General features: G+C 41.3%; 20 protein-coding genes. All 20 read right to left on the bottom strand.

Annotated elements, in window-relative coordinates:
* Positions 1-6 precede the first annotated feature (6 nt).
* On the bottom strand, positions 7-717 hold the full coding sequence (locus tag FFR60_RS08055) for a GntR family transcriptional regulator (RefSeq protein ID WP_088933374.1): 711 nt from the start codon (positions 715-717) through the stop codon (positions 7-9).
* A gap of 188 nt (positions 718-905) precedes the next feature.
* Complete coding sequence (locus tag FFR60_RS08050) at positions 906-1940, bottom strand: zinc-dependent alcohol dehydrogenase (protein ID WP_137663739.1); 1035 nt, start codon at positions 1938-1940, stop codon at positions 906-908.
* 26 nt (positions 1941-1966) lie between these two features.
* On the bottom strand, positions 1967-2815 hold the full coding sequence (locus tag FFR60_RS08045) for a PTS system mannose/fructose/sorbose family transporter subunit IID (protein WP_088933376.1): 849 nt from the start codon (positions 2813-2815) through the stop codon (positions 1967-1969).
* An 11-nt stretch (positions 2816-2826) separates the two neighbouring features.
* Positions 2827-3594, bottom strand: coding sequence for a PTS mannose/fructose/sorbose/N-acetylgalactosamine transporter subunit IIC (locus tag FFR60_RS08040; RefSeq protein WP_088933377.1), 768 nt, complete (start codon positions 3592-3594; stop codon positions 2827-2829).
* Positions 3595-3606: 12 nt separating this feature from the next.
* On the bottom strand, positions 3607-4080 hold the full coding sequence (locus tag FFR60_RS08035; RefSeq protein ID WP_088933378.1) for a PTS sugar transporter subunit IIB: 474 nt from the start codon (positions 4078-4080) through the stop codon (positions 3607-3609).
* A 2-nt stretch (positions 4081-4082) separates the two neighbouring features.
* A complete protein-coding gene (locus FFR60_RS08030) occupies positions 4083-4505 on the bottom strand; it encodes a PTS sugar transporter subunit IIA (RefSeq protein WP_088933379.1) in 423 nt (140 codons plus the stop codon).
* 336 nt (positions 4506-4841) lie between these two features.
* Positions 4842-5759 carry a serine hydrolase gene (locus FFR60_RS08025; protein ID WP_137663738.1) on the bottom strand — a complete coding sequence of 306 codons (918 nt, stop codon included), beginning with the start codon at positions 5757-5759 and terminating at the stop codon, positions 4842-4844.
* Positions 5760-5786: 27 nt separating this feature from the next.
* Positions 5787-6719, bottom strand: coding sequence for a zinc ribbon domain-containing protein (locus FFR60_RS08020; RefSeq protein ID WP_137663737.1), 933 nt, complete (start codon positions 6717-6719; stop codon positions 5787-5789).
* Positions 6720-6999: 280 nt separating this feature from the next.
* Positions 7000-8055 (bottom strand): serine hydrolase, encoded by a 1056-nt coding sequence (locus FFR60_RS08015; RefSeq protein ID WP_249354971.1) that lies wholly within the window; start codon positions 8053-8055, stop codon positions 7000-7002.
* 253 nt (positions 8056-8308) lie between these two features.
* Positions 8309-9136 carry an ABC transporter permease gene (locus tag FFR60_RS08010; RefSeq protein ID WP_137663735.1) on the bottom strand — a complete coding sequence of 276 codons (828 nt, stop codon included), beginning with the start codon at positions 9134-9136 and terminating at the stop codon, positions 8309-8311.
* Positions 9136-10158 carry an ABC transporter permease gene (locus FFR60_RS08005; protein WP_088933383.1) on the bottom strand — a complete coding sequence of 341 codons (1023 nt, stop codon included), beginning with the start codon at positions 10156-10158 and terminating at the stop codon, positions 9136-9138. Before FFR60_RS08005 ends, FFR60_RS08010 begins: the two co-directional genes overlap by 1 nt.
* Positions 10159-10182: 24 nt before the next feature.
* The gene (locus tag FFR60_RS08000; RefSeq protein ID WP_137663734.1) at positions 10183-11784 is read right to left on the bottom strand and encodes an ABC transporter substrate-binding protein; all 1602 of its coding nucleotides are present in this window, start codon (positions 11782-11784) and stop codon (positions 10183-10185) included.
* Between the two features lie 207 nt (positions 11785-11991).
* On the bottom strand, positions 11992-12975 hold the full coding sequence (locus FFR60_RS07995; protein ID WP_137663733.1) for an ABC transporter ATP-binding protein: 984 nt from the start codon (positions 12973-12975) through the stop codon (positions 11992-11994).
* 1 nt (position 12976) lies between these two features.
* Positions 12977-13969: an ABC transporter ATP-binding protein gene (locus FFR60_RS07990; RefSeq protein WP_137663732.1), complete on the bottom strand. Its 993-nt coding sequence runs from the start codon at positions 13967-13969 to the stop codon at positions 12977-12979.
* 391 nt (positions 13970-14360) lie between these two features.
* Positions 14361-14795: a hypothetical protein gene (locus FFR60_RS07985; RefSeq protein WP_137663731.1), complete on the bottom strand. Its 435-nt coding sequence runs from the start codon at positions 14793-14795 to the stop codon at positions 14361-14363.
* A 214-nt stretch (positions 14796-15009) separates the two neighbouring features.
* On the bottom strand, positions 15010-15747 hold the full coding sequence (dagF, locus tag FFR60_RS07980; RefSeq protein WP_137663730.1) for a 2-dehydro-3-deoxy-phosphogluconate aldolase: 738 nt from the start codon (positions 15745-15747) through the stop codon (positions 15010-15012).
* A gap of 55 nt (positions 15748-15802) precedes the next feature.
* Entirely contained in the window at positions 15803-16891 is a 1089-nt protein-coding gene (locus tag FFR60_RS07975; RefSeq protein ID WP_137663729.1) for a DgaE family pyridoxal phosphate-dependent ammonia lyase, read from the bottom strand.
* Positions 16881-17987: an amidohydrolase/deacetylase family metallohydrolase gene (locus FFR60_RS07970; protein ID WP_137663728.1), complete on the bottom strand. Its 1107-nt coding sequence runs from the start codon at positions 17985-17987 to the stop codon at positions 16881-16883. Before FFR60_RS07970 ends, FFR60_RS07975 begins: the two co-directional genes overlap by 11 nt.
* Before the next feature lie 15 nt (positions 17988-18002).
* Entirely contained in the window at positions 18003-18695 is a 693-nt protein-coding gene (locus FFR60_RS07965; RefSeq protein ID WP_137663727.1) for a DUF4310 family protein, read from the bottom strand.
* Positions 18696-18891: 196 nt separating this feature from the next.
* On the bottom strand, positions 18892-19671 hold the full coding sequence (locus FFR60_RS07960) for a DUF4311 domain-containing protein (protein ID WP_088933392.1): 780 nt from the start codon (positions 19669-19671) through the stop codon (positions 18892-18894).
* Positions 19672-19792: the final 121 nt, after the last annotated feature.

The following is a 19792-nucleotide window of genomic DNA, read 5'->3' as shown; positions in this document are numbered from 1 at the left end:
CTCGTTTTATTTACTAAAACGATACTCAAGATTTGTTGAGAAAACATCTGTATAGACATATGAAAGCTCAATCGGTTTATCATCCCAATAGGCCATATTATTGACGACCATGACTACCGCGGGATTAGTAATATTCAAGTATTCAATTTCTGTGTAATTGGCCATGCGCGCATTCACTCGCTGGCTAACAATTTCTGGATAAATCCCAAATTGATTTAACACCTTCCAAAGAGACTTATCGGTCAAATCAAAAGAGCCGATTTCCGGACAGCGGCTGATTGGGATGAAGCTTTCCGATAGTGAATAAACGGTGCCATCCACGCTCCGCAAACGTAAAAGGTAGAAAACGTAATCATTTTCCGCTATTTTAAGCTCTTTACTCAATTTTTGATCGGCCTGAATCACGTTCTTTTTCAAGACTTTGGAGCTGATTTTCTTTTTACGTGAAACAATGTCCTCGTAAAAACCAGAAATATGCATACTTGAAACAATCTTTACATCTCGATCAGGAATAATAAATCCTTTGCCTTCAATATACGTAACAATGCCTTGCCTCTCCAATGATTCTAATGCACGTTTTATTGTCGTTCTGCTTACATCAAACGTTTCAGACAATTTGCGTTCACTGGGAAGCGGCTTTCCTTGACCACTCAACACTTTAGCTAAATTTTGAATATCATCACTGATTCTTTTGTACTTCGGAATAAATTCTTCCACTTATATACTCCCCCTTCACTCGTCTTGTCTTGAATAGGGAGATCGTAAAGATTTCTATCAAAACAGACAGGCAGCTGCATAATAAATAAAGATTAAATCGAATGGATTTTCACTATTGATTATAACTGATTTTTTATACAACTACCTACCATACTAACGTTACCTATGTTACTTTTTTGCTTAATGGCTTAAAATCTTACTACTACACGATATTTATCTCCCTTGATCGCCGATTCAAATCCCGCTACAACATCCGCAAATGGAACGATTTCACTGATAAATGGCCGCATATCAATCACACGTTCACTGATCATTTTTGATGCCCGAACAAAATCACGGCTATTCGAATTAGCTGTACCTGCAATCGAGTATCCGCCCTTATGCAGTTTGTCTGGACTGAAGCTGACTGGTTCATCTGGGTAGAATGAAGAATAAAGGATTACCTTTCCGGTATTTGAAACCAGCTCGATCGACTCTTCTGCGACGCTGTGGATCGGTGTCGTATCAAAAACTACATTGGCGCCTAAATTATGGCTAATCTCTTTAACTTTAGTTGAAAGCTCTTCTTTTGAAGAATCCACAATGTAATGAGCCCCAATTTTTTTCGCCAACTCCAACCGCTCCGAATTTAAATCACACGCGATAACTCTGGCACCGCTTTTCACTGCCAATGCCACATGAAGCAATCCCATGATGCCGCATCCAATGACTACAACTAAGTCGCCATACTGGATATCAGCCGTTTCACAACTATGGACGACACAGGACAACGGTTCTGTTAGTGCTGCTTCTTCAGGTGTAACGCCGAAGTAATGGAATAAATGCTTTGACTCTACCAGCATATACTCTGACAAGCCTCCCATTCCTTTATGGGGAAGTCCTTCCAATTGTTTACTGTGATTGAAGTCTAAGCAATTCTGTTCTTCACCGCTTTTACAGAAGTCGCATTCACCGCAGGCTAGATTAGTCCCAAATACGACCTTATCGCCAACTTGCCACTTCGTTTTATCGATGTTGCTGCCCAAAGCAACAATTTCCGCTGCGATCTCATGACCGCCAATAAAAGGATATTCAACTTTTTTTACTCCCGTGTAGACTCTTTGTTCCCAAGTGCAAATCGCACAAGCTTCGATTTTTATCAAAATTTTATTCTCTGAAACTTCTGGCAAATCGCACTCTTCAATTTTCAAATCCTTAATTCCATAAAAGACTGCTGTCTTCATTTTCCGACTCCCTTCTCAACGATTGACTAAAATATTTTAAGCGCTCCAAAAATTACTCCAATAACAACTAAGATTAGCATCACCCGCGTTGATTTCATTTTTCTGTTTTTCAGCAGATATAAAGTCAGCAAGGTTATTCCCAGCGGCAGAATTCCCTTGAACAGCTTGTCTAAGATATCCTCTTGCAGACCTAATTTCACTGCGCCGACCTTGATCACAAATGGAGAGGAAACAGAAACAAAGTTTGCGGTCAAAGCACCTAAAACAATCGCTCCCATAGCCGATGCACCTGTAATCAAATACTGTAGGATATTGCTGCCTAAAATCTTTTCAATTCCGGCTTTCCCCATTTTGTAGCCCTGCATCCAAACAAAGTAGGCCAGTGAGAACATGATGCCGAACATTAAGAGACCATAGACAACTGGTCCCATCAGATTTCCTTCGGCACCAAGACTTACACCGAAAGCTAGCAATATTGGTGTCAGTGTCCCTTGCCAAAGAGTATCGCCGATTCCAGCAAAAGGTCCCATTAATCCTGTTTTTATTCCATTGATCGCATCATCGGTAATTGGAGCACCATTCGCCCGATCCTCCTCCATAGCAATAACCATCCCACAAATGATCCCGCCGAAATGAGGTTCTGTGTTAAAGAAAGCCATATGTCGCTTTAATGCATTCTTATATTCTTCTGGATCATCTGCATAAAGCTTTTTAATGATCGGACTTAATGAATGAACCAGCCCAGTAGCTTCCAAGCGTTCATAATTGTAATTGGCGTGGCTGAAAAAGGTCCAGCGCCAGAAGGATTTCGTTACGTCTCTTTTAGTCAGTTCCTTTTTGGGTTTTTGAATGTCATTTTCTACTGATTGTTCCATCTTTTCTCCTCCTAACTTAAACTGCCGATTTCATTTCTAGGCGTAATCGTGTAGAGATAAGCAATGATCGCACCTAAAACGGCGATAACGATGACATCTAATCCCATGTAAATCGACATTACGAATCCTAAAATGAAAAATAGCATGGTGTTTGGTCGATTGATTGAACGTAAATTCATCGCGATCCCTAGCGCCGGCAATAAGCCTCCGATTACTTGAAGCACATGCAATGGGGTTCCATCTAAATATCCGAGAATAGTCGTAACGGCACCTGCGCCATAATAAGCTGCTAAAGTTACAGGGATCACACTCATTAAAAAGAGAATGATTTGCGGTGGAACTACATGTAAAAAATTAATCCGATCAAGATTTCCTTCGTCTGCTGCTTTATCCGCCATGTGTACAAAGAAAACATCAATCGTCATATGAGCGACCCATATCACTGTACCTAATAAACCAATCGGCATCGCCAAGGTAACTGCTGTTTGCGGGTCAGCTCCAGAAGCAATTGCTAGAGCCGTTCCTAATGTTCCTGCCAAACCAGGATCAACAGGTGCTGTTCCGCCAGCTGAAATAAATGCGATATAAGGAAGCTGAATCGCTGCCCCAATAATGACACCTTGAACCGGATCACCTAAAATAATTCCAACAACCGTTCCAGCAACTAATGGCTTTTGCATAAAAGAGATACTTCCTAACAACGAAAGCCAAGGTGTCCCTGTTACGCCAAGATAGTACACAACCCCAATTAAAATTGCTTGAATAAAAGATATTTCCATTGATATCCCTCCCTAGGTCAATAATTTTGCCACATCAATTGCTTTATCCTCAGCGATAATTTGGATAGCCACAGCAGCTCCCGCATCAATTAGTTTTTTTAGACTTTCTTTTTCTTCCGAAGAAGCAGAAATATTTTTATAGAATTTCGTTCTGCCCTCTTTCGCACCCATTCCACCAATATTCACTTTTTCCAACGGAATCCCTTGACTCATTAATTCAACATAGACTCCCGGCGACTTGGCCAAAATAATTACTTTATCTGAGTCTGCTAATTGTTTAATCGCTTCTGCCCCTTCATTAATACCAAAAACCTCTGTTTTGATATTCGCAGGTGCAACGGATGTCACGATCATTTTTAAAAAGGTGTCGTTAGCGGTCTCATCATCTACAATAATAATTCGATTTGCTCCTGTATAATTGAGCCATGAGGTCATGACCTGACCATGGATTAGACGGTCATCGATTCTTGCTAATACAATACTCATTATTATTCCCCTGCCTTTGCAATTAAATGGTTGTATACTTCGTTCAAATCTTGCAGACTTTCCTTACCACTTTGAAGAGCCGTTTTAGCCAATGCTTCTAAATCGTTTGAAAATTCGCGATTCACCACGATTTCCAGCAGCATCGCCATATTCACTCCAGAAAGCACTTTCATCTCATTTGTCGTTAATAGCTTCATCACTTCATTCCCAGGTGTTCCTCCGTAAAAATCGACTAAAACGATCACGCCTTCCCCAGTGTCCAACGCTTCAACCTTTTCCTGAATCTCCTCCTTCAATTGAATCGGACTGTCTCCATGGTACAAACCGACGGATGCCGAACATTTCACTTCTCCGGCAATAATAGCGATTGACTCCAAAAGCGACTTCCCTAAGTTTCCATGTGTGACTACAAGCAAACCGATCAAGAAAACCCTCCCCTTTCTAAAAAAATCCTTTGGTTCTAAAAAAGAGCCAATGGTTCTATTCACAAGTTAAATATATAACCATCCCTCTTCTTTGTCAACGACTTTTTGAAAACGCTTTACAACAATCCACTATAACGTCTGATTTAACGGCTTGTTAAATCAGAATAATTTTCACGATAATATCTTTTGTTTTTATATTTAGTTTTATATGTAATCTAAATTTCACATTCTTTCCGTGACCAAATGACTAATTTCTTATCTTCATGTATTTTTTTCTACAAAAAAACGGCTCTGCTTTAGCTGACTAAAGCAGAACCGATTTTCTTTTCTAATTTATTAATACATTTTTGTCGCTGCCAACGTAAAATCGCCGATCGCTCCTCTGATTTCTTCAACGTTCTGATAATTCTGCGACAGCACCACGATCGCAAAAGGATTCTTTTCTGTTAGAACCAGACCGATATCATTTTCTATATTATCCAGCTCGCCGGTTTTATTTGCTACAAGGATGTCTTCGGATAATTTACTAGGAATTTTCGTGCGAAGCGTCTGCCCCTCCATAATATTCAACATCGTTGAGTAAGGATAGTCGCCCTGCTGCTGATAGAGTTTCTTCAAAAAGAACATACAATCATTCAACGATGTATAATTTTCTTTTCCTTGATTACGTGCTTCATTGTCTAACATCAGCCGCTCCAAACGTGTATCCTGATACCCTTGTGTTTGGAAAGACTCATTTAATTGCTCCATGCCGAAATGAGTGATCAGTATATTTGCGGCATCATTATCACTTTGCTGAATCATGGATATGATCCAATCATTGATTGCCTTTCCTTCGAGCATTTCAGTAAGATCTGCTTGGGTGAATGCATATTCCATAATAAACACCTTTATCACACTAGCTGAAATAGTCGGTGCTGAATTATTGCTGGAAATGTCTTTGTCTTGGTTGAAATAATGGACGCCATAATACACTTGATCTGCGCTCGCTGTCAGTGCAGTTGCATCCAATTGTGGTTCGGATTCACTTGATTGCTGCGTATTGCTGGTACTTACAGTCGTTGTTTCAAGCTTTGGCTTTGAACTTGTTTTTTTCGAAGTGCTTTTCTTAGCGGTCGACGGTGCACTTTCCTGCTGCTGGGCAAAAAAAGTGTTCACGACTAAATACGAAGAGCCCGCCAATATAAGAAAAAGCATTCCTATCAAAATATATTTAGCGTTCCCTGATTTTTCCGGACTGGAATGTCTTCCCAAAGGTTTCAACTTCTTTCGTATACAATTTTAAGAGATCCAAACCTCATTGACACCATCGTTTTTCGAAACTCCGTCGGTCAATGCTAGACGGGAAGAATAAGAAACATAACCATAATAGATTTGTGTGCCGCCGCCATCCCAAGTCACTGTGATTTGGACATTCGGATTGATCAACTTAGTATCTGGCATCTCCGTTGGATACTGTTCATTCGTTTCATAACTTAAAACATCTCCGCTGGCACTGGTAATCGTCGCCTTACCAAAATATTGTGTCCCATTAACATTTTTTTGAGTCACGCTGCCGTTCGCACCGATTGTCAACGCCGTTTGCCGTTGACTAGATTGAGAGTAATAGAAATAATAGGTATTAGCCCATTTCGCGTAATCTCCGCTAAAGCCGCTGCTGCTTCCTGAGGTTGTTACCGCTGGACGATCCTTTTCTTGCGCTTTTTGAGTCGCTTCTTTGTCCTCTTCCTGCTTCAAACCTTCTTCGTTTTTATCAGTCAGATTATCGACTTCATCAGCAATCGCTGAAAATTCACTCTTACCTAAATCGCTCGCTGGAATACGACTCAACTTCAGATTTGATTTTTTATAATCGCCGTTGATCGTTAATTCTTTGGCCTCGGCGATAATCTCATCATATTTGCTGGTATCGATCGAGTTCGATGTCGTGGTCGTAGTTGGAGGTTCTGCCTCATTATTTGAACGTCCAGCCACGGCAAAACCAACACCTACAAAGACTGCTAACAACGCTACCCCGGCGATGATGAATGCCCACTTCGGAACACCAGATTTTTTCGGATTCGGCGAATAAGTTGAAGACTGTGTCGTTTCCTGCAAATTCGCTCCCTGACTTCTTTTAGGCGAAGCTTCTGCCTTAGCGAATTCATAGCCGCAATGCTCACAAAAGAGTGATTGATCGCTATTTTCTTCCCCACATCTTGGACATACTTTCATTTTAAAACCGCTCCTTTTTCCCCATTATTTAATCCCGTAAAATAATAATAGCCGCTTTTTTCTTAGGTTTATTTTATCATATAAATAGTATGAAAAATCACAATCATTCCTTTATAACACTTCTTCTGATTTATTATTCCGACAACCACATTTCGATAAATCAGTTATTTAGATAATCGCTTCAGTGTATCTCTAAGAAAAAATCATTTAGAACTTAAAACTGAAAAAAACGCGCGCAAAAAAGAACTTACCAAATCAGCTTTGATAAGTTCTTTCTAGTCTATTTTAATTTTGTCGCCGCTAAACTAAAATCAGCAATCGCTGTTCTTGTTTTTACGATATCTGTGACTTCCTTGGTCAAGACGACGATCGCAAACGGATTGTCTTCGGTTAAAACAAGTCCGATATCATTTTCGACATTTTGCTGTTCGCCGGTGATGTTGGCTACCGCTGTATTTTCTGGTAATTTTTGCGGGATCTTCGTACGGATTACTTGACCCTTCAATATTTCCAGCATGGTTTTTTGCGGTTCTTTTTCTCGATTGTCATAGATTTTTTTCAACAGCTTCATACAATCGTTCAACGACGTGTAATTATCATCCTCGGTGATTCGCACATTGATATCGACCATTCGACGATTAATCTGCGTATCTGGATACCCTTGCGCTTTGAAATACTCATTCAATTTATCCATTCCATAGTGATCAATCAGAACATTGGTAGCATTAATATCATTTTTTTGGATCATCGGAGTCAGCCACTCTGTCAATTTCTTATCTTGGATCACCTGATTGCCGCCATCATTTTGCGCCAACGCATAATCCATGATGAATAATTCAATGACATTGGCCGCAACTGTCTGTTCAGAATTCTTACTTGAAAAATCCTGCTTGTCCTTGAAATAATAGACATCATAATACACTTTGCCGGCACTCTGTGTTAAAGCTGCCGCATCCAAGTTTGCAGTTGTTTTCTTTTTCGCTTTAGTTGAGGCTTTTTTTTCAGAGCTCTCCTGCTTTTTACTGGTACTGGACTCTTTGGTCTTTTTCTTCTTAGAGGATTCTGTTGTCTTTTTCTTTTTTGCTTTCTTCGTAGAACTCGTCGTTGTTTTTTTCTTAGCTGCTTTCTTCTTGCTGCTTGATGCTGTCTTTTCCTTTGATGAGGACGGCGTATCCTTAGCAGTGACCGTTTCCTTTGGTTTTTCCGGAGAATTATTAAAAACGCGTGTCATGCCAAAATAAGCACCACCTGCCAATAGAAGTGCCGCGAGCCCGATCACGACATATTTGCCTTTAGATTTTTCATTTGGATCAGTATGTTTGCCCAAATTCTTCACCTTCTCTCTTTCGTATGACTGTGTTCCTTATTCAATAATAAGTTTATCACATTTCGTTATTAAAATAATTTCTTTCGAAAAAGAATATATAAATTATTATTTATTATCACGGAATCATAGAAATCGCAAAAAATTTTCATCATATACTTTATTCTATTGATTTTATTGAAGTAAGAAATGGATAAATAATCTACAGCAGATTCATCCCAAAAAAGCCTGCCTTATGAAATCCATAAGACAGACTTTCTTTAATTTATTTATTTTTGATTTTTGGATCAAGATAGTCTCGCAGCCCGTCACCGACAAAGTTGGCGCCGATCGACATCGAGAAGATCGCAATACCTGGGAAGGTGGAAATCCACCAGTAATTCATATTATTGACGCCATCAGACACCATCGAACCCCATTCAGGTGTTGGCGGCTGCGTTCCTAATCCTAAGAAGCTCAGTCCCGAGAAGGTCACGATCGCATTTCCGATATCCAAGGTCGCCATAACTAATAGTGAACCTAAGGCATTCGGCACGATCTCTTTGACTAAGATCCGCAAATGACTCGCACCTAAAACTTTGGAAGCAACGATGTACTCATTCTCCTTCAAAGTGATCACGAGACTCCGCATCAGCCGTGCATAGTTCGGCCACCAAATAATCGTCATCGCCAATACCGAGTTAAAAATACTTGGCCCTAATGCAGCAGCGATCACCATCGCCAAGATCAACGGCGGAAATGCTGCGATCAATTCTGCAAAACGCATCATGATATCATCAATAATTCCACCTACGTAACCAGCGATCCCGCCATAAATTGTCCCAATAACGATCGTGATACAGACCGTTACTAGTCCAGCAGTAATCGACACGCGACTTCCCATCAAGACCCGCGAAAACACATCCCGACCTAATTCATCGGTTCCAAGTAGATGTCCACCCGATCCTGGTGCCAAGAAACGCTCCATCATATCCTGCGCTAACGGATTCTTAGGCACGATCAACGGTGCTAAAACTGCCACGAATACCCATAGTGCACAAATAACTATCCCTAATTTGAATAAAAAGTTTTTTTGCTTTAATAGTCGTTTCATTAGCTGTACCTCACTCTCGGATCAATGACTCCATATAGGATGTCGATCAGGAGATTCAGTACCACATTGACCATCGCGATCAATAATGAAACGCCGCAGATTGCTGGAAAATCCAGCGTCGTCGCCGAAAGATAAGCATACTGTCCGATTCCCGGCCACGAGAAGATTTTTTCAACGAAGACCATACCGCCCAGCAAATTACTAAAGCCCATACCCATAACAGTGATTACAGGAATTAAAGCATTTCCTAATGCATGTCGTAAAACGATCTGGCGTTGCGATAGACCTTTTGCTTTGGCTGTCCGAATATAATCTAATGAAGAAACTTCCAACAAATTCGAGCGGGTCTGCCGTGAAATCAGTCCCATGGTAAAGAATCCTAGGACGATTGCCGGCAGAATCAAATGGGATAGTGCATCATTAAGCAAAGCCCAATTCCCGCTCGTTAACGCATCCCAAACATAAAGACCTGTGCCTCCCGTTGGTGCTGATACTCGCGAGCTGACTCGCCCACCGCCTGGAAACAATTGCCACTTGGAATAAAATAGCAACAACATGACTAACGCAAACCAGAAGTTCGGGATCGAGACCCCGCTGATTGAGATAGTACGAACTAGATAATCAAACGGCTTGTTGCGATAGACCGCAGAGATGATCCCAAACGTGATCCCGAAAAGAACGGCGATCAGCATAGCCATGATGGATAGTTCCAAAGTCGCAGGGAAAAACTGTTTCAAATCATTGATAACAGGATTACCGGTGCGAATCGAAATCCCAAGATCTCCCCGCAACAAATTACCCAGATAGATAAAGTATTGTTCCATTAGCGGCTTGTCCAAACCCCAGCGTGCTTTATAAGCTGCTACCGCTACGGGATCACTCATCGCGTGTGGACTCATATTCGATGCAATCGGATCACTGGGAACGAGATGTGAGATCATGAATACTAAAAACGTCACCCCAATGATCAGAAAGCAAACAAATAATAAGCGCCGTAATAAAAACCTAGCCATATTCCTCATACACTTTTGCCCCTTGCCCTTTGGTTAGTTGATACTGACATCTTGGAAATTGATTTTTTGTACTTCGTAATAATCTGCACCCTTCAAGTTATCACGGAAAGCTAATACCTTCGGATGTTGTACTAAGAATGCATATGGCATATCGTTTGCCAATAGTTTTTGTAATTCTTCCGATGCTGCAGTACGTTTTTCTTCATCTGATTCGGTTTGGATCGTTTTCTTCAACTCATCAATCTTCGCATTTGAAGCATCCATCCATTTCGCGCGCTCCCCAACCGTTTCACCTGGTAAGAATGCCAATTGATTATTAATATCCATATAGTCAGGATGCCAATGCATCATTAAGAAGGCTTCTTTTCCTTCACGATAAGAGTCGATCACGACGCCAATTTCAGACGTTTCAATCTTGGCATTGATACCGATTTTTTCTAAATCGTCTTTGATTTTTTGTCCTAGCGTTGTCCATGACATCCCTTCTGTATCGAAGTTTGCCACAGTGAATTTCACGTCAAAGCCGTCTTTGTACCCAGCTTCTTCCATTAATTTCTTCGCTTCATCTAAATCTTGATAATTCTTTTCTTTTTCTAGACCACCTACAAAACCTTTTGGCACAATATCTAATGGTAATACTGCCTTATCGCCCGTAATTTTCAGCAATTCTTCGTAATTGATTGCTTTACGAACCGCTTCTTGAACCTTAGGATTTGCCATTGGTCCGCCGATTTTTTCATCTTGGTTCATCAATAAGAAGGTAGTCGTTGAACCAACATAGTTTTTGATCTTCACGCCTTCTTGATCTTTCAGCTGTGATACATTATCCACACCAATACCTAAAGCAATATCAATATCACCTTGTTTCAACATTTGAATCTGCGTATTTACATCTGGGATTTCTTTACAGATAACTTTGTCGTTTTTCACTTCGCCCCAGTAATCGTCGTTCTTGACCATGCTAAGTTCTTCGTTTTGTTTCCATTTGTCTAAAACATACGCGCCAGAACCAGCTGAGTTTGAGTTTAACCATTTTTCAGCTGTATCCTTAGATGACGCATCCTCTGCATCGGTCCCGCCGTGTTCTTTGACAACTTCTGAATCTACGATCGCAAATGAGTTATTCGCTAACTTCACTAAGAACGCCGCATCTGGTTCCTTCAACGTGAACTTCACTGTATAGTCATCTGGTGTTTCGATATTTTCAACATTTTCCGTATGGTGCGTTGTATTACTTTTCAGATTTTTCACTCGATTGACACTGAACTTCACATCTTTAGAAGTCAATTCATTCCCGCTAGAGAATTTTACGCCTTCTTTGATTTTGAAAGTGTGTACCTTTTGCGAATCATCTAACTCATGAGACTCTGCTAATGAAGGCTCTGGAGTTGATCCATCAAAAGAACGATATAAATAATCATAAAATGCGTAATACACCATGTTCCCGTATACTTCATAGCCATGGTGAGGATCCAAAGTCTTTAAATCAGAGGCCATCCCGACTACCAACGTATTGTCGCCATCACTACTGCCACCATCGTTTGACCCGTCAGTGCTGCCGCCACCGCCGCCACAACCAGCAAGTGTCAACATCACTAAACAAATGACGCTCCACAACATCTTTCTTTTTTTCATACCTTTGTACTCCTCCTTATTTTTTGCTTAATGTATTTAATTTTTCTGCAGGAAAAGCTCAGCGCACTGGTTTAGCTCTTGAACAGTAAGACAAACTTGCTGCTTTAACGAGCTCGTTCGCTTAGCTAGTCAATGAGAAAAATTAAGTCTGATTTTCATATGGATACGATTCTGCTGATTTTACTGAAGCAGGATTGTTCCCCTTGCTTACTCCGCTTTATCGTGCAGATGGCAAGCCACAAAGTGATTGTCCTTTACTTCTAACAGCTCAGGCACTTCGGATTTACACTTTTCCATCGCAAATGGACAGCGTGTATGGAACTTGCAGCCCTTAGGCGGGTTAGCTGGACTCGGCACATCACCCGTCAATACAATCCGTTCTGTCTTTTCCTTGTCGATCGTCGGTGCTGCTGAAATCAACGCTTTCGTATAAGGATGCAGTGTATCTTTGTATAAAGCATCCCGATCAGCCAGCTCCACCACATTGCCTAGATACATCACCGCGATTCGATCGCATAAGTGATAAACTACCCCTAGATCATGAGAGATAAAGAAATAAGTTAAATTCATCTGCTTCTGCAGCTCAACCAGCAAGTTGATCACCTGAGCCTGAATTGACACATCCAACGCAGAAACAGGTTCATCACAAATGATGATATCCGGTTTTAATGCCAGTGCTCGAGCGATCCCGATCCGCTGCTTCTGACCACCGGACATTTCATGAGGGTAACGCTTCTTGTAATCCGGAGCTAAGCCTACCATCGTCAACAAACGATCGATCTCGGCGTCAATCTCCGCCTTCGTCATATCTTTCTTGTGATGGATTTGAAACGGCTCCGCCAAAATATCTCTGATTTTATTCCGAGGATTCAAACAGGCAGATGGATCTTGAAAGACGAGCTGAACTTTTGAGCCAAAAGCTACTTTTTCTTTCCGGGTCTTGAAGGCGCTGACATCCTGTCCATCGATAACGATCGTTCCAGCGGTCACTGCGCCAAGGTTCAGCATAGTTTTTCCTAATGTACTCTTCCCACAACCACTTTCGCCTACGATACCGAATGTCTCACCTTTATTGACCGTTAGCGAAACGTCATCAACTGCCTTCAACGTTCCTTTTTTTCCTTTACTGTCACGAATCTCAAAATACTGTTTGACGTGCTCCATCGTAATAATCGGTTCTTGTGTCATCATTTTACGTCGTCACCTCGGTCTCTTCTTCCGTCGAATACTTAAAGCAGCGTACTTTGCGCCCATTTTCTGCGGTCGTAAGCGCAGGCCGTTTTTCTTTACAGATATCCATCGCATAAGGACAGCGAGGGTGGAAGCTGCATCCTTGAGGCATATTATCTAGTTGCGGCACCATTCCTTCGATACTGCTAAGTTTTCCTTTTTCATCCTGAATATTCGGTATCGCCGCAATTAACCCTTCCGTATAAGGATGCTTGGGATTGTCCAATATTTCACGAATCAATCCCTGCTCAACGACTTTTCCGGTATACATCACGATCACGCGATCGCAGACTTCTGAAACGACGCCCAAATCATGGGTGATCAGAATAATCCCCATTTTGAGTCGATCTCTTAACTCCTTTAATACCTCCAAAATTTGTGCTTGAATCGTTACATCCAATGCCGTTGTCGGCTCATCCGCGATCAATAGCTGCGGATCACAGGCAAGTGCCATCGCGATCATCACCCGCTGCCGCATACCTCCGGACATCTGGTGAGGGTACTCGTTGAAACGCTGCTCAGGAGCAGGTATCCCTACGAGCTTCAATAATTCGATCGCCTTTTCTTGTGCTTCGGCTTTTGAGATATCGGTGTGGATGCGCATTGATTCAATGATCTGCTTTCCGCATTTATGAAGCGGATTCAAAGAAGTCATCGGCTCTTGAAAGATCATCGCCAAATGATTGCCACGATACTGCTGCTTTTCCTTTTCTTTCATGGCGATCAGATCCGTGCCCTTGAACAAGGCCTTTCCGCTGACCGAACTCGTTGCTTCTTCTAATAATCCCATGATACTTAATGAAGTCACACTTTTTCCGCTGCCGCTTTCACCAACGATCCCCAATGTTTCGTTTTCATTTAACAGAAGCTCTAAATTATTTACGGCAGTCACTTCTCCGTTATAGGTTCGAAATTTTACTGTGAGGTCCTCGACCCGTAGCAGTTCTTTCTCCATAAAATAATAAACTCCCCGTCTCCATATTTTTAAAATACGATTAAAAAATAACCGGACGCTCTAATAGTAAAATGAGCTAACACTCGTTATTTTATTTAGAATATTCAGAAAATATTTTATTTTTTTGATTATACCAGTTGACGGAAGATTGTCAATATAAAGTTTAAGCTACTATTTTCCAAAAACCAGCAGCAACAACTCTAATCATCAATAACCCAAAAAATTCGAAATCATTATGAGTTTATGATGAGGTAGTCTAATTTAATAAAATTAGATTTTATCATTGTTCATTTTATGATCAATCTAATGAACGTAAAATAACAAAAAGAATCTTTAGCAATTTTCGAAAGAAAACTGCTAAAGATTCTTGATTAACTATATTTATTGAATGCTACATTAATTTTTCGAATCGATTTTCAATGACACCTATGTGGAATTGGTTGAAATCTCTAAAAGTTTGGCAAGGCACCGTTTCATTATCGCAGTCTTCTGCAATATAAATTGGTTTGAAGCCTAGCGCTTTTGCTTCCGCCAATTGTTCCAGAGAATTCGAGATGAAATTCACCTTTTGATGACTTAACTCAACCTTTAAAAAATCGACTAAACCATTACAAATAGTTCCAGCATCTTCACCATTAATTGAAAAATCTAAATAGTCCGCCAAGTGATGCTCTAGCAGGACTTGATTCATCAATGCTTGATCATAAAAGACCATACCGATTTGCTGGTTCCGACTTTTTAAATAATCCAGCAGTTGTTGGACATTTTCTTGATCTTCTTCTCGTAAAAAAATACTCTCGCTTGAAAATACAAACGTTTCGATCATTTCGTTTCCTCCTACTCGATTTATTTTGTGCGACAATTCACGAATAAAACTAAAAAAATTTGTTCTGCTGTCTCTTTATGTTGTCTCTTAACTTACATCATTTTTAAAGCGCTGTCAAACCGCTATCAGTTTATATACGGTTCTCTGTAGTGCCGTCCTTGGTTGAAAATCCCCCAAAAAAAGCATGGCATCAAACCATGCTTTTTTGCTATATTTATAGAATTTCTTTTACCATATCTAATAGTGCTTTGACCTCTTCTGGTCGTGTGTCGCCTGTCGTCGAATCAATGATTGAACTATAAACATGCGGGATCACTTTTTCCACACCAGCATCCAGAGCAATTTTAACGATTTCCTGGAAGTTCTCCAGATCGATGCCGCCGGTCGGTTCTAAATAGAAATCATTTTCAGCGCAAGCTTTCGCGACCGCTTGATATTCTTCCTTATGTGCTAAGCCCTTCATTGGAAAATATTTCACTGAGCTGCCGCCCATATCCTTCAATAAAGCGATGGCTGTTTCAATCGGAACAATGGCTTCTGTTGTTTGAGAACTCAACGGTCCTGTCGCGATATTGACATACCCAACTTTGCCGCATGGTGAGACTAATCCGTTGATCACCGTATCATTTTGTCCAAGCAATGCTCGGGATGTGCCGACACCGGTAAACACTTGATTGACGTGCTGCGGCTGCAGCTTCCCAGAAATTCGCGACACCATTTGGCTTTGATTTGGATCGCCGGCACCAAGGCCAACCGATAGGGCGTTTTCAGCTGCTGCTTGATATTTCTGCATATCTTCAATAGCAGCTTCATCGCTATCGTAGTTTTTTGACAACACGCCTAAAATGACATGTCCTTCTGCTGCTGTATAGCAATCACGAGCATTTTCGACTGAGTTCGCTAAAACATTCAGACACACTCGATCTTTATAGTATTTTGGGGTTAATGACATTCTATCTATGCACCTCGTCTGTTCGTATTATTTTCCTGTTGAGAAACCAGATTTCTTACATGATTTCTCTTAATCGCAGGTTAATTTTTTCCATTTCGCTTTCATTTACCGCACGAATATCAAACTCAATAATTCCGTTATTCGCTTGGTATTCTCTGGTATAAATTGCTGGGTCCTCTGCCTTTAAAGCAGCGATCACTGCTTTTGCGGACTGGTCTAAAACCTTTACACTTGCCCGATAAATATCGCGACCTGCTCCGTCCTGAACCACTGTTGCTTTCAAACCATCAATTTGATTCATTGCCTCGATGAATGGTGCTAGACGTGTTTTCATCGAATCGCCAGTTTCACTTCCATGTTTTAAACGATCTTCCACTGCCTGGGTGAGTCCTAGAATATTCTCCTTACCGATCTTCATTGCTCGACCGATGCCTTTTCCTTGCAGCCGAACCCATTCAATATATTTTCTTTTACCGATCACCAAGCCACTGCTTGGACCCTCAATTGCCTTCGCACCTGAATAAATCACCAAATCCGCGCCAGCTTTACTGTATTGATAAAGATCTTCTTCCGCCGCCGCATCAACGATCAGCGGCAGCTGATATTTCTTTGCAACCGCTGCTGCTTCCGCAACCGTCAGCATGCTTTTTTGTACGGTGTGATGGCTCTTGATATAAAGCAGCCCCGCAGTATTTTCAGTGATCACCATTTCTAATTGTTCCGCTGAACAGCCGTTAGCATAACCTGCTTCCACAACTTGTCCGCCGCCTTGAGTCACCATGACTTCAACCGGTGTTCCATAGTCGACGTTGTGTCCTTTCGGCAAAACGATTTCCCGTTTTTTAATACGGTCTGTGTAAGGATGATAGGCATGATAGCTGCTTCCTTCACCAATCACCGCCGCAACAGACTGCGCGATCCCAGCAGATGCTGAAGAAACGATCTGAGCGTCCTCGACTTCCAAGAGCTTCGCTAAATAAGCGCCGGTCTGAATCAGCAGCTCACTCATTTCAAAAAAGTGCTCGCCGCCAAAACGTTGTGCCGTAAGAACATTTTCTGACACTTTTGATACGCCTAAAATCGTCATTTTCCCTGAAGCATTGATGACTTCCTTTAAGCCAAATTTGTCATAACTAGTTGTCATAGATGGTGCCCCCAATAATTGTTTTAACTGGTTTGATTACTTCTTTTGCAACTCGAGTGAAGCCATTTGAGTCAGTCAACGTTTTCTCGCCGTCTTCCACATCAAAAATCGTAAGGTCAGCGTCATAGCCTGCTTTTAAATGGCCTTTTTTCTCTAAATGGAAATATCTAGCTGGAACGGCCGTAACCTTGTCTAAGATTTCTTCCCAAGAATAACCTACGACATGCAATTTTTCCATTGTAGTCGCTAAGTCATAAACAGGTCCATTCTCGCGATTGCGATGATAAATATCTGTACTGATGGAAGTTGCTTTGATTCCTTCTTTTAATGCAGTTTCAGCTACATGGAAGTTAAAGCTGTCCGTCCCATGTCCGATATCAAAAACAATCCCTTTTTCATAAGCTGCTCTGGCAAAATCCTTGATTTGATCCGTTTCCTTATCTAGAATCCCATTAGGCTTGCCATTAAAGCAATGGGTCAATACATCGCCTTCATCTAATAAGTCCAAGACCTCATGCAATTCCGGTGGGGCTGATCCAATATGGATCATTAATGGAAGGTTTTGGTTTTCCCGTTGAATATCTTTAGCCAATTCTAACGGTGTAATCCCATTTTCACCAACGACTGTTTTACTCATTCGTGCTTTGATTCCCACGATGAATTGAGGAAACTCTGCTAAACGTTCACGAACGAGATCTGCTTGGATTTTCGTCAGGTCAGCCAGTTCATCCTGTTCGACGATTCCCCATTTGGAGATATTTACTAATGCATAGACATTGGTCTTGACTGCTTTAGTCAGCTCATAAAACTCACCGATGTTTTCTGCACCGGTCGTTCCAGCATCAATCACTGTTGTAACACCCTTAGTGACTCCGATTTCATCTGGATAGTCATAATAAAGCGTCATTTTCTCGTAGCAGTGAACATGATCATCCACCCAGCCGGCAGATAGATAGTGCTTACCTTCAAGATCAAGAACTTCTTTAGCAGACGATTCAATCTCTGTTTCTACAGCTAGGATCACTCCATCTTTGACCGCAACCTCGACCTTTTCACCAGTGATCAATTTTCCATTTTTGATTAATAAATCAAACATCCTTCTGCCTTCTTTCTACTGGAGCGCTACTGGGAAGATCGTTCCTAGTACCATCGCTCCAAGAATCGCTCCACCAGCAATCGGTTTTTTCCAAGCATAGAAGCCTAATGCTCCTAAAGTCGCTCCGATACCGATTGGAATTGATGCACCACATGCACTCAAAATGATCAACGGGCCTAAGAATCGGCCAGAAGAATTTCCCGCACCCATCATGACATCAGCACCAAAGGTTGAATTCGCTTGGTTGATGGTAAACTTACGAATCAAAATGATTACGCCGCCTACTAACAATCCTAAAACAGCCCCAGTAATCAGTGACAAGGCAAAGTTATCAATCGGTGCGCGAATCCCCATACTTAAAAAGATCGCAGGTACACCAATACCGATACCTGTTAAAATCGAGCCGCCCAAATCAAGAATCCCCACCAAGGAGCCTTCTAAAATACGAGCAAACAAGAAGCTCGCACCAAAAGCTGCAGCGGCTCCATAAGAACCACCGTCTAATCCTGCCTTCAACATCGCCACGATCGAAACTTCATTTAAAACCCCAACACCATGAGTTACATACATATGCGTTCCAGCAAATACTGCCGCAGCCATAATTCCTACTGTGATAGGAAACGCCCAGTCAGCATACCAGAAACTTTTCGCTTTTTTCTCTTCAGAAAGCGCTAATTGTTCCTTTTCCAATTCCTCTGTGTTATCCATGAAATTAACTCCTTCTTCATATTAATGGACTTACTTTCATCCGTATATCATTCCACTAGTGTCTTTAGATTATTTTTCCAAAGACTTGCAATTTTGAATTCTCTAAACAAGTAAACTGTGAAAAGTGGAACTGACATCCTTCTTCATATTATATGGATTTACTTTTTCCGTCCGTATATCTTTTATTTAATGCTACTTAGTTCAAACCAAGCATCTTATGGATATTTTCCAACCAATTTGGTGCTTGTAGTTTGAAGCTTTCCAAAACTTGCAGGTCAAAGCCGCGGAAGAAACCACTGAGGATGAACAAGGCAGCGATTGCTACCATCATAATCTTCGTTACTTTTGTCCAGCCGATTTCATCGACACCTTTACCGATCAAGATTCCTAATACCACACCAGGAACTGCATTTCCCATGATTAATTGTGCAATCCCGCCAAATAGCGTGCCCCAGAATCCAGTCCGTTTTCCTGCATCCAATGCTGCCAACCAGAAGATAACCGGCATTACGATATTGATCAGGGTTGTTGCAGCTGGAACCAATACGGCTACTGCGGTTACTTGCAAAGCTTCTGGGATTGCTGCTGCTGTTGAATTTAAGAAAGCGACAACGATTGCACCAATGACGGCACCAACAAAACCCATTTTTCTAGGATCGTGCATTGTTTCTGTAACATTTTTATTTTTCGCTAATAAAACCGATGCTGCCCAGTTTGGAATGATCCGGTGTGTCACATCCTGTGTAAACGCCCCAGCTCCAACTGTCGAAGCCCAAGCATTGAAGAAAAATCCTAGTCCGAATGAGAAATGCGAAGCTGGATCGCCCATACAGGCATTCATTTCTCCTAAAGTACGAAAGGCACCCAGCCCTTGTGTACTCGGAGCATGGAACATTCGCGCCGCTCCCATCGAGGCAGAAAAACCGAGTAAGCCGCCGATGATGATTGATTTAATTAAGATAATTGTAAACTCCACTATTCTATATCCTCCTTTTTCATATTTATGAATTTATTTTTCAAGCCGTATATCATCCAACTAGTTCTTTGACAATTGATTCAATATGAATTTTGCTCATTAATCGATGTCAATTGTAAAA

This window comes from Enterococcus hulanensis, assembly GCF_005405485.1.
GTDB lineage: Bacteria > Bacillota > Bacilli > Lactobacillales > Enterococcaceae > Enterococcus_A > Enterococcus_A hulanensis.
Note: the sequence above shows the minus strand (reverse complement) of the source record. Positions and strands in the feature narration are given on the sequence as shown.